Source organism: Janthinobacterium sp. HH102, from assembly GCF_001758625.2.
Lineage (GTDB): Bacteria > Pseudomonadota > Gammaproteobacteria > Burkholderiales > Burkholderiaceae_D > Janthinobacterium.
Window position 1 is genome coordinate 126,895 of record NZ_CP062062.1, and the last position, 17,168, is coordinate 144,062.

General features: G+C 62.2%; 15 protein-coding genes. All 15 read right to left on the reverse strand.

The window, feature by feature from the left end:
* Positions 1-18: 18 nt before the first annotated feature.
* The 15 genes from JAB4_RS00560 to JAB4_RS00630 all read right to left on the reverse strand — a co-directional run bounded on the left by JAB4_RS00560 (position 19) and on the right by JAB4_RS00630 (position 17,052).
* Positions 19-948, reverse strand: coding sequence for a site-specific DNA-methyltransferase (locus JAB4_RS00560; RefSeq protein WP_070219701.1), 930 nt, complete (start codon positions 946-948; stop codon positions 19-21).
* Between the two features lie 5 nt (positions 949-953).
* The gene (gene hisD, locus JAB4_RS00565) at positions 954-2,279 is read right to left on the reverse strand and encodes a histidinol dehydrogenase (RefSeq protein WP_070219644.1); all 1,326 of its coding nucleotides are present in this window, start codon (positions 2,277-2,279) and stop codon (positions 954-956) included.
* Between the two features lie 26 nt (positions 2,280-2,305).
* On the reverse strand, positions 2,306-2,974 hold the full coding sequence (hisG, locus tag JAB4_RS00570) for an ATP phosphoribosyltransferase (protein ID WP_070219646.1): 669 nt from the start codon (positions 2,972-2,974) through the stop codon (positions 2,306-2,308).
* Between the two features lie 12 nt (positions 2,975-2,986).
* Entirely contained in the window at positions 2,987-4,237 is a 1,251-nt protein-coding gene (murA, locus tag JAB4_RS00575; RefSeq protein ID WP_070219648.1) for a UDP-N-acetylglucosamine 1-carboxyvinyltransferase, read from the reverse strand.
* Between the two features lie 4 nt (positions 4,238-4,241).
* Positions 4,242-4,478 carry a BolA/IbaG family iron-sulfur metabolism protein gene (locus JAB4_RS00580; RefSeq protein ID WP_034753824.1) on the reverse strand — a complete coding sequence of 79 codons (237 nt, stop codon included), beginning with the start codon at positions 4,476-4,478 and terminating at the stop codon, positions 4,242-4,244.
* A gap of 46 nt (positions 4,479-4,524) precedes the next feature.
* Positions 4,525-5,286, reverse strand: a complete 762-nt coding sequence (locus JAB4_RS00585; RefSeq protein WP_070219650.1) for an ABC transporter permease — start codon at positions 5,284-5,286, stop codon at positions 4,525-4,527.
* Positions 5,283-6,200 carry an ABC transporter ATP-binding protein gene (locus tag JAB4_RS00590; RefSeq protein WP_070219652.1) on the reverse strand — a complete coding sequence of 306 codons (918 nt, stop codon included), beginning with the start codon at positions 6,198-6,200 and terminating at the stop codon, positions 5,283-5,285. The genes JAB4_RS00585 and JAB4_RS00590 overlap by 4 nt, the downstream gene beginning before the upstream one ends.
* A 211-nt stretch (positions 6,201-6,411) precedes the next feature.
* Entirely contained in the window at positions 6,412-6,759 is a 348-nt protein-coding gene (locus tag JAB4_RS00595) for an STAS domain-containing protein (RefSeq protein WP_070219654.1), read from the reverse strand.
* Positions 6,760-6,823: 64 nt separating this feature from the next.
* On the reverse strand, positions 6,824-7,459 hold the full coding sequence (locus JAB4_RS00600; RefSeq protein WP_070219656.1) for an ABC transporter substrate-binding protein: 636 nt from the start codon (positions 7,457-7,459) through the stop codon (positions 6,824-6,826).
* Positions 7,460-7,531: 72 nt separating this feature from the next.
* Positions 7,532-8,413: a VacJ family lipoprotein gene (locus JAB4_RS00605; protein WP_070219658.1), complete on the reverse strand. Its 882-nt coding sequence runs from the start codon at positions 8,411-8,413 to the stop codon at positions 7,532-7,534.
* Positions 8,410-8,880, reverse strand: coding sequence for an outer membrane lipid asymmetry maintenance protein MlaD (gene mlaD / locus JAB4_RS00610; RefSeq protein WP_070219660.1), 471 nt, complete (start codon positions 8,878-8,880; stop codon positions 8,410-8,412). Before mlaD ends, JAB4_RS00605 begins: the two co-directional genes overlap by 4 nt.
* An 80-nt stretch (positions 8,881-8,960) precedes the next feature.
* Complete coding sequence (gene mlaE, locus JAB4_RS00615; RefSeq protein ID WP_070219663.1) at positions 8,961-9,743, reverse strand: lipid asymmetry maintenance ABC transporter permease subunit MlaE; 783 nt, start codon at positions 9,741-9,743, stop codon at positions 8,961-8,963.
* The gene (locus JAB4_RS00620) at positions 9,740-10,549 is read right to left on the reverse strand and encodes an ABC transporter ATP-binding protein (protein WP_070219703.1); all 810 of its coding nucleotides are present in this window, start codon (positions 10,547-10,549) and stop codon (positions 9,740-9,742) included. The genes mlaE and JAB4_RS00620 overlap by 4 nt, the downstream gene beginning before the upstream one ends.
* Positions 10,550-10,808: 259 nt before the next feature.
* Entirely contained in the window at positions 10,809-12,272 is a 1,464-nt protein-coding gene (locus JAB4_RS00625) for a glutamate synthase subunit beta (protein ID WP_070219665.1), read from the reverse strand.
* Positions 12,273-12,351: 79 nt separating this feature from the next.
* Entirely contained in the window at positions 12,352-17,052 is a 4,701-nt protein-coding gene (locus JAB4_RS00630) for a glutamate synthase-related protein (protein WP_070219668.1), read from the reverse strand.
* Positions 17,053-17,168 lie beyond the last annotated feature (116 nt).

A 17,168-nucleotide genomic window follows, 5' to 3' on the forward strand; every position in this document is an offset into this window, starting at 1 on the left:
GATGAAATGAAATGGAGACTAAATGACGACGTCTTCCGGCACGCTGGCGCTGCGCGCCTTGCGGGCCGGCGCTTTTTTCACGGCGGGCGGCTTTTTCACGGCAGCCGTTTTTCTGACCGCTGCCGGCTTTTTCGCCGCCTTGGCGGGCTTGGCCGCAGGCGATGTGGCCGGTTCGGCCAGCTCCTGCGCGAGGGCCGCCAATCGCTGTTCGATGATGGCGCAGTAGTCGGGATTCAATTCAAAACCGACGAAATCGCGCCCGCAGCGCTTGGCCGCCAGGGCCGTGGTGCCGCTGCCCATGAACAGGTCGAGCACCACGCCGCCGGGCGGGCACGACGCCTTGAGCATGCGCTCGATGATTTCGAGCGGCTTTTGGGTCGGGTGGTCGGCCCGTTCCGGGTGTTCCTTGTGCAGGCGCGACACGCTCCACAAGTCTTTCGGGTTGTAGCCCACTTCCAGCCATTTCGCGCCGATGAAGATCGAGCGCGAACGGGCCTTCTTGGTGGCCGCGTCGTAGGCGATGCGCACCGCGTCAAGGTCGAAGTAGTAATCCTTGCGCTTGACGAAGAAGCCGATGGTGTCGTGCACCGATGAAAAGCTGCGCACGCTGCCGCCCATGGATGGCACGCGGCGGTCCCAGATGATTTCATTCATCATCGCCATGCGCTGTTTGAGCATGACGAAGATTTCCGGCGAATAGCGCCAGGTGAGAAAGATATACAGGCTGCCGTTGGCTTTGAGCTTGGGCAGCGCCGCATCGATCCACTGTTCCGTCCAGCGCAGGTAGTCGGCCACCGACTGCTGGTCCGAGGCATTGCCGTAATCCTTGCCCAGGTTGTACGGCGGATCCGTCAGGATCAGGTCCACCGAGCCATCGGGAATGCGCGCCAGCCCCGCCAGCGCGTCTTCGCAATAGACCCGGTTGACCCAGTCCGGCCGCTCCGCCATATTCGTCATGGCTGCGGCTTCAGACGCAGTTCGGCGCTGCGCGCGTGCGCCTGCAAGCCTTCGCCATACGCCAGGGTGGCGGCGACGCGGCCCAGGGTTTGCGCGCCCGCCTCGCTGACGTGAATGATGGACGAACGCTTCTGGAAGTCGTACACGCCCAGCGGCGACGAAAAGCGCGCCGTGCGCGACGTCGGCAGCACGTGATTGGGACCGCAGCAATAGTCGCCCAGCGATTCGGACGAAAAGCGGCCCAGGAACATGGCGCCGGCGTGGCGGATCTGCTCGGCCCACTGCTGCGGGTTGTCCGCCGAGATTTCCAGGTGCTCGGCGGCGATGGCATTGGCGATCTCGCACGCCTCTTGCATGCTGCGCACCTTGATCAACGCGCCGCGGTCGGCCAGCGAAGTGCTGATGGTGGCCTGGCGCGGCATCGTCGGCAGCAGCCTGGCGATGCTCTCTTCCACTTTCGCGATGTAGGCCGCGTCGGGGCACAGCAGGATCGCCTGCGCCAGTTCGTCGTGCTCGGCCTGGGAAAACAGGTCCATCGCGACCCAGTCCGGGTCCGTCGTGCCGTCGCACAGCACGAGGATTTCGGAAGGCCCCGCGATCATGTCGATGCCGACGATGCCGAACACGCGGCGCTTGGCGGCCGCCACATAGGCGTTGCCGGGGCCGACGATTTTGTCGACGGCGGCAATCGTCTGCGTGCCGTAGGCCAGCGCGCCGACGGCTTGCGCACCGCCGATGGTGATCACGCGCGTCACGCCCGCGATCGCGGCGGCGGCCAGCACCATCTGGTTTTTCACGCCATCGGGCGTCGGCACCACCATGATGATTTCGCCCACGCCCGCCACGTGCGCGGGAATGGCGTTCATCAGCACCGACGACGGATACGCGGCCTTGCCGCCCGGGACGTAGATGCCGACCCGGTCCAGCGGCGTGATTTTTTGCCCCAGCACCGTGCCATCGGGCTCGGTGTAAGTAAAACCGCGCAATTCCTCGCGCTGGCGTTCGTGGAAGGCGCGGATGCGCTGGGCGGCGATCTGCAGCGCCTCGCGCTGGGCCGACGGCAGGCCGTTCAGGGCCGCCTGCAGTTCGGCTTGCGAAATATCGAAGGCCGCCATTTCCGCCGCGCCGCCATGCGGGATGCGGTCGAAACGGTTGGTGTATTCCAGGACGGCGGCGTCGCCGCGCGTTTTCACGTCGGCCAGGATTTTTGCGACCGACGTTTCAATCGCTGCATCGGTGCCCGCCTCGAACGCCAGCAAGGTGTCGAGCGATTGTTGGAAACCTTCCTGGCTTGAATCGAGCTTGCGTATCTGTATCGGCATAATCGGCTTTCTGCTACTGAATGTGTCTAGGCTTGCGAGGCGCGTTCAAACGCCTCGATAATCGGCTGCAAGCGCTCGCGCTTGAGCTTTAATGCCGCCTGGTTGACCACCAGGCGCGACGAAATTTCCATGATGTGCTCGACCTCGACGAGGTTGTTCGCCCGCAAAGTGCTGCCCGTGCTGACCAGGTCGACGATGGCGTCGGACAGGCCGACCAACGGCGCCAGCTCCATCGAGCCATACAGCTTGATCAGGTCGACGTGCACGCCCTTGGCGGCGAAATGCTCGCGCGCCGTGTGCACGAACTTGGTGGCCACGCGCAAACGCGCGCCCTGGTGCACGGCCTTTTCATAGTCGAAACCGGCCTGCACCGCCACCGACATGCGGCAGGAAGCGATATTCAGGTCGATCGGCTGGTACAGGCCTTCGCCGCCGTGTTCGAGCAAGACATCCTTGCCCGCCACGCCGAAATCGGCCGCGCCGTACTGCACGTAGGTCGGCACGTCGCTGGCGCGCACGATGATGACGCGCACGTTCGGATCGTTGGTGGCCAAAATCAGCTTGCGCGAAGTCTCCGGGTTTTCCAGCACCTTGATGCCGGCCGCTTCCAGCAGCGGCATGGTGTCTTCAAAAATGCGGCCCTTCGAGAGCGCCAGGATCAGCTGGGAGCTGTCGCCGTTGTTCGATCCGTTCATGCTCGTTCCTTGTTATTTAATACGTACGATGTTCGCGCCGACGGCCGACAATTTGACTTCCATGCGGTCGTAGCCGCGGTCGAGGTGATAGATGCGGTCGACCAGGGTTTCGCCGTCGGCCGCCAGGGCCGCGATCACCAGCGACGCCGAGGCGCGCAGGTCGGTCGCCATCACGGGCGCGCCGCGCAGCTGCTTGACGCCGGCGATGATGGCCGTGTTGCCCTCGATGGTGATGTCGGCGCCCAGGCGGTTCATTTCCTGCACGTGCATGTAGCGGTTCTCGAAAATCGTCTCGGTGACGCGGCTGGCGCCGTTGGCGATCGTGTTGACGGCCATGAACTGCGCCTGCATGTCGGTCGGGAAGCCCGGGTATTCCGTCGTGCGGAAGCTGACGGGGTTCGGACGGGCCGACATCTCGGCGCGGATCCAGTCGGCGCCGAAGGTCATCGTCAGGCCCATGGCGCGCAGCTTGTCGAGCGCCGCGTCGAGAATGTCGGTGCGCACGTTGCGCAGGGTGATGTCGCCGCCGGTGGCCGCCACGGCGCACAGGAAGGTACCCGTTTCGATACGGTCGGCGATCACCGCGTGCGAGGCGCCGTGCAGCGCGTCGACGCCCTGGATCACCAGGCGGCTGGTGCCGATGCCGTCGATCTTCGCGCCCATGGCCACCAGCAGGTGGGCCAGGTCGGTCACTTCCGGTTCGCAGGCGGCGTTTTCCAGGATGGTCTCGCCTTCGGCCAGGGTCGCGGCCATCAGCAGATTTTCGGTGCCGGTGACGGTGATCATGTCGGTGACGATGCGCGCGCCTTTCAGCTTGGCGCACTTGGCGTAGATGTAACCGGCCTCGATGCGGATCTCGGCGCCCAGCGCCTCTAAACCCTTGATGTGCTGGTCGACGGGACGCGAACCGATGGCGCAGCCGCCCGGCAGCGAGACCTTGGCTTCGCCGAAGCGCGCCAGCATGGGGCCCAGCACGAGGATCGAGGCGCGCATGGTTTTCACCAGTTCATACGGCGCTTCCAGGGTGTCGATGGCGCTGCCGTTGAGAACCACGCGGTCGCCGTCCTGCTGCACTTTCAGGCCCGTCTGGCCCAGCAATTTGAGCATGGTGGCCACGTCGTGCAAATGCGGCACGTTGGTCAGGTCCAGGTCGCCCGCGGTCAAGAGACCCGCGCACAGGATGGGCAGGGCGGCGTTTTTCGCGCCGGAGATGGCGATGTCGCCGTTCAGGCGGTTGCCGCCGTTGATGAGGAGCTTGTCCATGTGCTTATCCTTGGAATTCTTCAGGTGTCAGGGTTTTCATCGACAGCGCGTGGATTTCTTCGCGCATGCGGTCGCCCAGCGCCGCGTAGACGATCTGGTGACGCTGGATCAGGCGCTTGCCGGCAAACGCGGGCGAGACGATCACGGCCTGGAAGTGCTGGCCATCGCCCTCCACTTCGAGGTGCGTGCATTCGAGGCCGGCCGACAGGTAGCCGTGGATCAGTTCTGGAGTGGTGGTCACGATAAGTCCTTGATATTGAATAATGTAGTGATGTGATGTGCCGTAATCAATGGCGCAATCTGTAACCGCTTTTCAGCAGGCGGATCGATGCCAGCGCCAGGATCACGAGGAAGCCGGCGACGATGGAAAGACTGAGCCACGGGCTGACGTCGGACACGCCGAAGAAGCCGTAGCGGAAGCCGTCGATCATGTAGAAGAAGGGGTTCAGGTGCGATACCGTCTGCCAGAATGGCGGCAGCGAGTGGATCGAATAGAACACGCCCGACAAAAAGGTGGCCGGCATGATCAAAAAGTTCTGGAAGGCGGCCAGCTGGTCGAATTTCTCGGCCCAGATGCCGGCGATCAGGCCCATGGTGCCCAGCATGGCGGCGCCGAGAAACGCGAAGATGACGATCCACAGCGGCGCGACAAACGACAGGTTGGCGAACCAGCAAGTGATGGCAAACACGCCAAAGCCCACGGCCAGGCCGCGCGCGACGGAAGCGAGTACATACGCCGAGAAGATTTCCCAATGCGACAGGGGCGTGAGCAGCACGAACACCAGGTTGCCCGTGATCTTGGACTGGATCAGCGAGGACGAGGAATTGGCAAACGCGTTTTGCAGCACGCTCATCATCACCAGGCCGGGAATCAAAAAGGCCGTGTAGCTGACGCCGGGGCTCGGCTCCACGCGGCCGTCGAGCACATGGCCGAACACCAGCAGGTACAGCATCGACGTGAGCACGGGTGCGGCCACGGTTTGCGTCGCCACTTTCCAGAAGCGCAGCGTCTCTTTGTAGACGAGGGTGCGAAATCCTGTCGAAATCATACGGTACCTTTATCCATGATCTGCAAGAAGATATCTTCCAGGTCGGCTTGTTGCAATTGCATTTCATCGATCTCGACGCCCGCTTCGCGCAGGCGGGCGAGGATTTTCTCGACTTCGCTGTATTCGTTGACGCGCAGGCTGAACTTGTTCGGCGCCTGCTGTTCTTCCGGGTGCAGCACCAGGTGCTGCAGGTCGGCCGGCAGGCTGCCGTGTTTCAGGTGCACCTGCAGCTGCGAGCCGGCGATGCGGCGGATCAGCGCCGACATAGTGTCGAGCGCCACCACCTTCCCGCTTTTCAGCATGGCGACGCGCTGGCACATGGCTTGCGCCTCTTCCAGGTAGTGAGTGGTCAGCACGACCGTGTGGCCGCCTTCGCGGTTCAGGCGCGAGATGAACTTCCACAGGGTCTGGCGCAGTTCCACGTCGACGCCGGCCGTCGGTTCATCGAGCACGATGACGGGCGGCTTGTGCACCAGCGCCTGGGCCACGAGCACGCGGCGCTTCATGCCGCCGGACAGGGCGCGCATGTTGGTGTCGGCCTTGCTGGTCAGGTCGAGGTTTTCCATGACCTCGTCGATCCACTTGTCGTTGTTCGGCAGGCCGAAGTAGCCGGACTGCAGGCGCAGAGTTTCGCGCACGGTGAAAAACGGGTCGAACACGAGTTCCTGCGGCACCACGCCCAGGTTGCGGCGCGCATTGCGGAAGTCCTTGACCACGTCGTGGCCATGGATCTTGACGGTGCCCGCGTCGGGGCGTATCAGGCCGGCGATGATGGAAATGAGGGTGGTCTTGCCGGCGCCGTTGGGACCGAGCAGGCCGAAAAACTCGCCTTCTTCGATGGCCAGCGACACGCCGCCCAGCGCCTTGAGCGATTTATAGCTCTTTTCTACATTCGTTATTTGAATTGCGGTCATGTGCTTGTTTCAAGTGTAATGCGTCTGGTGTGATGCGCCAGTTGCCGGAGACATCCAGGCCGGCAGGCCGGTGCAGGGCGCCACCTTCAGGCGAGGACGGCGCAACAGTCAATTATAGTTGGAAAATTCGTGGAACACTTGGAGATCAATCCGGCGGCGCTGCTGGCCTGCCGGCTTGAAAGCTACTGCTGATGCGGGGAGTGGGACAGGATCAATGATGATGCAGGTCGGACGGGCTGCGCTCGGCGTGGCCGCCGGCGCTGGCGCAGTCGTCGGCCGTCAAGGTGCTCGAAACGAGCGAGCAGACGCCATACAGCTTGGTGAGGTTTTTCAGGTTGTTCGGCAGGTTTTTCAGCTCCAGCACGCCGCCCGCGTCCTGCGCGGCGCGCTGCCACGTCAGCATGACGGACACGGCGGCCGAATCGACGGCCTTGACATTGCGCAAGTCGAACTTCGTCTGACCCGAGCGGATGGCGTCCAGACCCTGCTCCAATGCCGAAGTGGCATTGTGCACGGTCAGGGAAGTCAGGGACTGCAAGGTGTCGAGAGAGTCGGGCATGGCGTCGGGCTGCGCTGGTCTGGAGCTGGGTCTGGAGCTGGGTCTGGAGCTATATGATAGCCGATTATTTGGCTTTGGCAGCGGGACGGCTGGCCAGGGCCTTGTTTTTTGCCTGCAAGGTCTTGATCAGGCCATCGATGCCGCCCTTGCTGATCTCGCTGGCGAAGCTGCTTTTGTACGTTTCCACCAGCCACGCGCCCAGCACGTTGATGTCATAGATCTTCCAGCCGGACGGGGTTTTCGCCACGCGGTAGTTCAGGGGCACGGGTTCGCCGCGCGCCACGTTGACCTGCGAACGCACTTCCACTTCCGTGTCAGCCGGGTCGGCGCGCAGCGGCTTGAATTCCACGGTTTCGTTCTTGATCTGCGACAGGGCGCCCGAATACGTGTAGATCAGCAGCGTGCGGAATTCCGCCGACAGCTGCTTTTGCTGGTCCGGCGTGGCGTCGCGCCAGAAGCGGCCGGCGGCCAGGGCCGTCATGCGCTGGAAATCCACGTAAGGAAGGATTTTGCTTTCTACCAACTCGGTGACGCGCTTGATATCGCCAGCCTGGATGGCCTTGTCGTTCTTGGCCGTGTCGATCACGTCCTGGCTGATGCGCTTGACCAAGACGTCCGGCGCTTCGACAGCAGGAGCGGCCTGGGCGGCGGTGGCAAAGGCGATGGTCGCCATCGCCAGCAGTTGTTTCATCAATTTCATGGTTCTACCTTTCATGGTGTTGCTATGCACCGGCTGGCGTTGATCGCAGCCGTGGTGTTTCTGTACGGGAGTTTACTCCTGGGGCCTGGCCTCGGAAGCAACGGTATTGCTACCAGATGTTACGAGGTCCGCTGGCGCCACCTCGGCGGCGGCCGTGGCCGCAGGCGCGTCATTGGCAACTTGCGGTTTTGCCTCGTACTCCGGCTCGTAATCGCTGCTGTCGTTTTTTGGCACTTTGCGGTCGCGGCGGTCCGTATCGCCGTCGAAAACCTTGCTTTCACGCGCTTGCAGGAAGCCGTCGCGGATGAATTCATAACGGTCCAGCGCGGCCGCTTCCATCAGGTTGGTCGCGTCGAGCAGCGCGGCGCGCTTGTCGACCACGCGCGTCACCGTGCCGATATTGCGTACATTGACGGGATCCTTGTAGCGCCATGGGTCGCCCGCGATATCGAGCGGCAAGGCCACCGTGTCGCGCACGGTCGATGGGCCCAGCAGCGGCAGCATCACGTACGGACCCGACTGGACGCCGTACCAGCCCAGGGTCTGGCCAAAGTCTTCGTTATGCTTGGGAATGCCGGCCTGCGACGCGATGTCGATCAGGCCGAGGATGCCGAAGGTCGAGTTCATGCTGACGCGCACGACGTCTTGCAAGCCCGCTTCACCCTTGCCTTGCAGCAAGTTGTTCACGGCACTCCACACATCGGCCAGGTTGCCGAAGAAGTTGCCCACGCCCGTTTGCACGAACGACGGCGTCACCGTCTTGTAGGCCGTGGCGACCGGTTTCAGGGCCACCTGGTCAACGGTATCGTTGAACTTGAACATCGCGCGGTTATACCCTTCCAGCGGGTCGCGCGGATTGGTGCCGGTGGCGCAGGCGCTCACGCTGGCGGCGATGGCCATGGCCAGGCCGATACGCGCCAGGCTGCCTTGGGGTTTCTTGGTCGACTCGCTCATTTGCTGTCCTTTCCTTCCGCTGCCTTGCTGTAGATGAACTGATTGATCAGGTCTTCCAGCACTGTGGCCGATTGAGTACGGGCGATCTTGTCGCCCTCTGCCAGGTTCGCCAAATCGCCGCCTGCTTCCAGGCCGATATATTGCTCACCCAGCAAACCGGCCGTCAAAATCTTGGCCGAGCTGTCTTTCGGAAATTTGTAGCCATCTTCGATATCGAGTTTCACCAGCGCCTGATACGTCTTGTCGTCAAAGCGGATCTCCGCCACGCGCCCCACCACCACGCCAGCGCCCTTGACGGGCGCCTGCGGCTTGAGGCCGCCAATATTGTCGAACTTGGCCGTAATGGTATACGTCTTGCTGAAAGACAGCGAGCTCATATTGCCGGCCTTGAGCGCCAAAAACATCAATGCCGCCACACCCAGCAAGACGAACAAGCCGACCCAGACATCCAAAGATTTACGTTGCATAAACAATCCTAAATAATTTTTACTTGCCGCCACCTGCGCAGAACACTGCCCAGGCCGATAATTTTGTCGCCTATCGGCAATTACTTGCTAAACATCAACGCCGTCATCATGAAATCGAGCCACCACACCATCAACGACGAAATGACCACCGTGCGCGTGGTGGCGCCGGACACGTCTTCCGGCGTCGGCTGCGCCTGGTAACCCTGGAACAGCGCAATGAAGGTCACCGCGATGCCGAACACCAGGCTCTTGATGGTGCCGTTGCCCACTTCCTTCCAGACATCCACGCCGCCTTGCATCTGCGACCAGAACGAGCCCTCATCGACGCCGATCAGCACCACGCCGACCAGATAGCTGCCGATGATGCCGACGGCCGTGAAGATGGCGCCCAGGATCGGCATGGCGATCACGCCGGCCCAGAAACGGGGCGCCAGCACGCGCTGGATCGGGTTGACGGCCATCATTTCCATGGCCGACAGTTGCTCGCCCGCCTTCATCAGGCCGATTTCCGCCGTCAGCGAGGTGCCGGCGCGGCCGGCGAACAGCAGCGCCGTGACGACAGGGCCCAGTTCGCGCGTCAGCGACAGCGCCACCAGCAAGCCCAGCGACTGCTCGGCGCCATACGTGGTCAAGGTGTAATAGCCTTGCAAACCCAGCACCATGCCGACAAACAGGCCGGAGACGGCGGTAATCACCAGCGAGCGGTTACCGATAAAAAACAGTTGCTCGATCACCAGGCGCGGACGGCGCCACAGGCCGCCCGACGAGGCGATGATGATAAAGAACGAACGCACGGCAAAGCCGAGGTCTTGTACCGAATTGCGCAACCATGCTCCGATCGACGCGAGGAAACGCGCGATCATCGGCCCGCTCCCGCATGCAGGCCCAGGTCGTCGGCCAGCGACTTGCCCGGGTAATGGAACGGCACGGGGCCATCGGCCTCGGCATTGACGAATTGCTTGACGTACGGATGCGTCGACACGGCCATCTCGGCCGGCGTGCCGTGCGCCACAATTTTGCCCGATGACAGAAAATAGACGTAATCAGCGATGGCGAAACACTCCTTCACATCGTGCGATACCAGGATAGACGTGGAGCCCAGCGCATCGTTCAAATTGCGGATCAAATTGGCCGTCACGCCCATGGAAATCGGGTCCAGGCCGGCGAAGGGCTCGTCGTACATGATCAGTTCAGGGTCGAGCGCGATGGCGCGCGCCAGCGCCACGCGGCGGCCCATGCCGCCAGAAATCTCGGCCGGCTTCAATTGCGCCGCATTGCGCAGTCCCACGGCGTGCAGCTTCATCAGCACCAGGGTGCGGATCAGCTCTTCATTCAAGTCCGTGTGTTCGCGCAGGGGGAACGCCACGTTTTCGAACGCCGTAAGGTCCGTAAACAGCGCGCCGTGCTGGAACAGCATGCCCATCTTGCGGCGCAGCTGATACAGCTCGTCGGTTCCCAGCGTATGCACGATCTGGCCGTCCACATTCACGGAACCGGAACTGGGGCGCAACTGCCCGCCGATCAGGCGCAGTACGGTCGTCTTGCCACTGCCGGAGCCACCCATGACGGCCACAACTTTTCCACGTGGGAAATCCATTTGAAGGCCCGATAAAATCGAACGTTCTCCATAGGCAAAGTGTAAATCACGGATCTCAACAAGATTTGGCACGACGAAGCTCACTATTTTAATGGCGTATTGTAGTGCAGAAACGCCAACCTCTGCTGAGACACCCCTTGGGACAGCCCCGTAAAGGGGAAGAATACAACACTAATGAATCGAAAGTCAGATATTGTAGTGGAAATTTGACCTGTGCATCGCGCCCCCATCCGCCGGCGTTCGTGGCCGTCCACTTGATAACTAAAATAACAAGGGCCACGCCGCAATCCGCGCCGTGGCCCTGTCAAAAAAACGAACAGTTGCTCGTTAATTAGCGTGGCAGCACGGATGCCCCCATCAGGAACTCATCGACGGCGCGCGCGCACTGGCGCCCTTCGCGGATGGCCCACACCACCAGCGACTGGCCACGGCGCATGTCGCCGGCCGCAAACACCTTGGCCACCGAGGTCTGGTAGCAGCCGGCGCCATCCGTTGTCGCCTTGACATTGCCGCGCGCATCCGTATCGACGCCGAACGCTTGCAACACTTGTTGTACTGGTGAAACAAAACCCATGGCCAGGAAGACCAGATCCGCCTTCATCTCGAATTCCGAGTTCGGCACTTCGCTCATCTTGCCGTCTTTCCATTCGACTCTGCAGGCGATCAGCTTTTCCACCTTGCCGCCCTTGCCTTCGAAACGCTTGGTGGCCACGGCCCAGTCGCGCTCGCAGCCTTCCTCGTGCGAGGACGAGGTGCGCAGCTTGGTCGGCCAGTACGGCCAGACCAGCGGCTTGTTTTCCTGTTCCGGCGGCTGCGGCATCAGTTCGAACTGGGCCACCGAGGCGGCGCCATGGCGGTTCGAGGTGCCCACGCAGTCGGAACCCGTATCGCCGCCGCCGATCACCACCACGTGCTTGCCCGTCGCCTTGATCTGGTCCTTGAGCTTGTCGCCCGCGTTGACCTTGTTTTGCAGCGGCAGGAAATCCATGGCGAAGTGCACGCCTTTCAATTCGCGGCCCGGCACGGGCAAGTCGCGCGGCTGCTCGGCGCCGCCGGCCATGATGACGGCGTCAAATTCTTTTTCCAGGTCTTCCGGGAAAATGGTTTCCTTGGCCCAGTTGTTGACGTTGGCAGGGAAATCCTTGCCGACCAGCACGCTGGTGCGGAACACCACGCCTTCGGCTTCCATCTGTTTCACGCGCAGATCGATGTGCGACTTTTCCATCTTGAAGTCGGGGATGCCGTAGCGCAACAAACCACCGACCCGGTCGCTCTTCTCGAACACGGTGACGGCATGGCCGGCGCGCGCCAGCTGCTGCGCCGCCGCCAGGCCGGCAGGACCGGAGCCGACGATGGCCACTTTCTTGCCGGTGCTAAAACTCGCCGGCTGCGGCGTGACCCAGCCGTGCTCCCAGCCCATGTCGATGATTTTATGTTCGATCGACTTGATGCCGACCGGATCTTCATGGATGCCCAGGGTACAGGCCGATTCGCACGGCGCCGGGCAGATGCGGCCCGTAAATTCCGGGAAGTTATTCGTCGAATGCAAGATGTCGAGCGCTTCGCGGTAGGCGCCGCGGTACACCAGGTCATTCCAGTCGGGAATGATGTTATTCACGGGGCAACCCGTGGTACAGAAGGGAATGCCGCAATCCATGCAGCGCGCGCCCTGCACGGTCGCTTGCGCGTCCGACAGGTGCAAGACGAATTCCTTGTAGTTCTTCAGGCGCGCGGCAGGCTCCAGATAGTGTTCGTCCTGGCGCTTGAATTCCATGAAGCCGGTAATTTTACCCACGATGTTTCCTTTGTATTTGGCTGGCGGGGAGCGGCCGGGCCGCTCCCTGGTCGTTCATTTGGCAATGAGCTTGGCTGGCTCAGGCGGCGACGGCTTGCACTTCCATGGCGGCGTCCGCTGCCATCTCGATCAGCGCACGCTTGTATTCGTTCGGGAAGACTTTCACGAACTTGCCGCGCGCCGCAGCCCAGTCGTCGAGCAGGACGCGGGCGCGGGTGCTGCCCGTGTGCTTGAAGTGACGCTCGATCAGGCGCTTGAGGATGACCTCGTCCGCTTCCGGCACGCCGTCGCGGTGCTGCGTATGCCAGGCGTCGCGGTCGACATGCTGTTCCGCTGCCGACACGACCTTGTCCAGGCTGACCATGGCCGTGTTGCACTTGCTGGCAAAGTCGCCCGCCGGGTCATACACATAGGCGATACCGCCCGACATGCCGGCCGCGAAGTTGCGTCCCGTGTTGCCCAAGACCACCACCGTGCCGCCCGTCATGTATTCGCAGCCATGGTCGCCCAGGCCCTCGACCACCGTGGTGGCGCCCGAGTTGCGCACGGCAAAGCGTTCACCGGCCACGCCGTTGAAGAAGGCTTCGCCGGCGATGGCGCCGTACAGCACCGTGTTGCCGATGATGATGTTGTCCACGGCCCAGCCGCGGAACTCGGTATTCGGCCGCACGATGATGCGTCCGCCCGACAAGCCTTTACCGACGTAATCGTTGCCCTCGCCCACCAGGTCGATCGTGATGCCGTGCGCCAGGAAGGCACAGGCCGACTGGCCCGCCGTGCCTTGCAGCTGGATGTGGATGGTGTCGTCCGGCAAGCCGGCGTGGCCGTACTTCTTCGCCACTTCGCCGGACAGCATGGTGCCCACCGTGCGGTTCAAGTTGCGCACGGGCGAGATGAAGGAGACGCGCTCGCCCTTTTCCAGCGCCGCGCGCGCTTGCGCGATCAGCTTGTGGTCGAGCGCCTTTTCCAGCGCATGATCCTGGAATTCCACGTGACGGCAAGCCTGGCCATCCGGGGTTTCCGGCTTGTAGAAAATGGACGAGAAGTCCAGCCCCTGCGCCTTCCAGTGCGAAATCGCCTTCGATTTGTCGAGCAAGTCGACACGGCCGATCAGCTCGTCATACGTGCGGATGCCCAGCTGCGCCATCAATTGACGGGCTTCCTCGGCAACGAAGAAGAAGTAATTGACGACATACTCGGGTTTGCCCGAGAACTTGGCGCGCAGCACGGGATCTTGCGTGGCCACGCCCACCGGGCACGTATTCAAGTGGCATTTGCGCATCATGATGCAGCCTTCGACCACCAGCGGCGCCGTGGCGAAACCGATCTCGTCGGCGCCCAGCAGGGCGGCGATGACCACGTCGCGGCCCGTCTTCATCTGGCCGTCGGCCTGCACGCGGATGCGGCTGCGCAAACCGTTCAAGACCAGCGTTTGTTGCGTTTCAGCCAGACCCAACTCCCACGGCGTGCCCGCATGTTTCACGGACGACAGAGGCGAGGCGCCCGTGCCGCCGTCGTGGCCGGCAACGACCACGTGGTCGGCCTTGGCCTTGGTGACGCCGGCAGCGACCGTGCCGATGCCCACTTCCGACACCAGCTTCACGGAAATCGAGGCGCGCGGATTGGCGTTCTTCAAGTCATGGATCAGCTGCGCCAGATCTTCGATCGAATAGATGTCGTGGTGCGGCGGCGGCGAAATCAGGCCCACGCCCGGCACGGAAAAGCGCAGGCTGGCGATGTATTCGGACACCTTATGGCCCGGCAACTGGCCGCCTTCGCCCGGTTTGGCGCCCTGCGCCATCTTGATCTGGATCTGGTCGGCCGAGTTCAGGTAGGCGGCCGTGACGCCGAAACGTCCCGACGCCACCTGCTTGATGCGCGAGCGCATGGAATCGCCTTCCTGCAGCGGAATGTCGACGACGATCTGCTCGGCGCCCACGACGGACGCCATGGTGTCGCCCTGGCGGATCGGGATGCCCTTCAGTTCCTGCGTGTAGCGGTTCGGATCTTCGCCGCCCTCGCCCGTGTTCGACTTGCCGCCGATGCGGTTCATGGCCACTGCCAGCGTTGCGTGCGCTTCCGTGCTGATCGAACCGAGCGACATGGCGCCCGTGGCGAAACGCTTGACGATTTCCTTGGCCGGTTCCACTTCGTCGAGCGGGATCGCCTTGGTCGGGTCGAGCTTGAATTCGAACAGGCCGCGCAGGGTCAGGTGGCGACGGCTCTGGTCGTTAATGATTTGCGCATACTCCTTATAGCTGGAGAAATTGTTGCTGCGCGTGGAGTGCTGCAATTTCGCAATCGCGTCCGGCGTCCACATGTGGTCTTCGCCGCGCACGCGGAACGCATACTCGCCGCCCGCGTCGAGCTTATCGACCAGCACGGGATCGTTGCCGAAGGCCAGCGCGTGCAGGCGCAGCGCTTCTTCCGCCACTTCAAACACGCCGATGCCTTCCACGTTCGAGGCCGTGCCCTTGAAGTATTTGTCGACCAGCGACTTGTTCAGGCCGATGGCTTCGAAGATTTGCGCGCCGCAGTACGACATGTAGGTCGAAATGCCCATCTTCGACATGACCTTCATCAAGCCTTTGCCGACCGCCTTGGTGTAGTTATAGATGGCTTTGTCGCCCGACAGGTCGCCGGGCAAGCCGTGCGCCATCTCGGCCAGGGTTTCCATGGCCAGATACGGGTGGACGGCTTCCGCGCCATAGCCGGCCAGCAAGGCGAAGTGGTGCGTTTCGCGGGCCGAGCCCGTTTCCACGACGAGACCGGTGGACGCCCGTAAACCCTTGCTCACCAGGTGCTGGTGCACGGTGGACGTGGCCAGCAGCGCGGGAATCGCCACCTGGTCGACGCAAATGGCGCGGTCCGAAACGATCAAAATATTGTGGCCGGATTTCACGGCATCGACGGCTTCCGCGCACAGCGAGGCCAGGCACGCTTCCACGCCTTCCTTGCCCCAGGCCAGCGGGTAGCAAATATCGAGTTCATACGACTTGAACTTGCCGCCCGTGTGGGCGCTGATGTTGCGCAGACGCGCCATGTCGTCAAAGCCCAGCACGGGCTGCGCCACTTCCAGGCGCATCGGCGGGTTGACGTTGTTGGTATCGAGCAAGTTCGGTTTCGGGCCGATGAAGGACACGAGCGACATCACCATCGCTTCGCGGATCGGGTCGATCGGCGGATTCGTCACTTGCGCGAACAATTGCTTGAAGTAGTTATACAGCGGCTTGAGCTTGTTCGACATGACGGCCAGCGGCGAGTCATTGCCCATCGAGCCCGTCGCCTCTTCGCCGGCCAGTGCCATCGGCGCCATGAGGAATTTCAAGTCTTCCTGCGTGTAGCCGAACGCCTGCTGGCGGTCGAGCAGCGATGGCTGGGCTTTTTCGCCCTGGGCGCGGTCTTGCTTGGCTTGTCCTTCGGCCAGCTTGATCTCGTCGAGCTTGATGCGCACCGAGTTGATCCACGCTTTATACGGCTTGGCGTTCGCGTAAGTGTTTTTCAGTTCCTGGTCGTCGATGATGCGGCCCGCTTCCAGATCGATCAGGAACATTTTACCGGGCTGCAAGCGCCATTTCTGGATGATCTTCGACTCGGGAATCGGCAATACGCCCGATTCCGACGCCATCACCACCAGGTCGTCGTCCGTGACGATGTAGCGTGCCGGACGCAAGCCGTTGCGGTCCAGGGTGCCGCCGATGTGGCGGCCGTCCGTGAATGCCATGGCGGCGGGGCCGTCCCACGGTTCCATCATGGCCGCGTGGTATTCATAGAAGGCGCGGCGGTTGTCGTCCATCGTCGTGTGGTTTTCCCACGCTTCCGGAATCATCATCATCATCGCCTGGGCGATCGGATAGCCGGCCATCAGCAGCAGTTCCAGCGCATTGTCGAAGCACGCCGTGTCGGACTGGCCTTCATAGATCAGCGGGAACAGTTTCTGCAGGTCGTCGCCCAGCACGGCCGACTTCATCACGCCTTCGCGCGCGCGCATCCAGTTGAAGTTGCCTTTCACCGTGTTGATCTCGCCGTTATGGGCGATCAGGCGGTACGGGTGGGCCAGCGGCCATTCGGGGAAGGTATTCGTCGAGAAACGCTGGTGCACCAGGGCCAGGGCCGAGATGCAGCGCGCATCCTGCAAGTCCTTGTAGTACACGCCCACCTGGTCGGCCAGCAGCAAGCCTTTGTAGACAATGGTACGGGCCGACATCGACGGCACGAAGAATTCCTTGCCGTGCAACAGCTTCAAGGCCTGGATGGCGTGGCCCGACGATTTGCGGATCACATACAGTTTGCGCTCGAGCGCGTCGGTGACCATGATGTCCGGGCCACGGCCGATGAAGATCTGGCGGATGACCGGTTCCTTGGCGCGCACGGTGGGCGACATCGGCATGTCCGTATCGATGGGCACGTTGCGCCAGCCCAGCACGACCTGGCCCTCGATGCGCACGGCGCGTTCGATTTCCTGTTCGCAGGCGATGCGCGACGCGTGTTCCTTCGGCAGGAAGACCATGCCCACGCCGTATTCGCCAGGCGGCGGCAATTCCACGCCCTGCTTGGCCATTTCTTCGCGGTAGTACTGGTCGGGAATCTGGATCAGGATGCCGGCGCCATCGCCCATCAGCGCATCGGCGCCCACGGCGCCCCGGTGATCGAGGTTTTTCAGAATCAGCAAACCCTGTTCGACGATCGAATGGGTCTTGTTGCCCTTGATATGGGCGACGAAACCGACGCCGCAGGCATCGTGTTCATTGGCTGGGTCGTACAGGCCTTGCGCTTTCATGGGCTTCTCCGCTGCATATGACTATCGAAAAACTAGAGTAGTGCAACGCAACAAAAAACTCAACCAGAACAATTAGGGTCGGAGTCGAATTAAATTCGATTCCGTCGCTCTAAAAA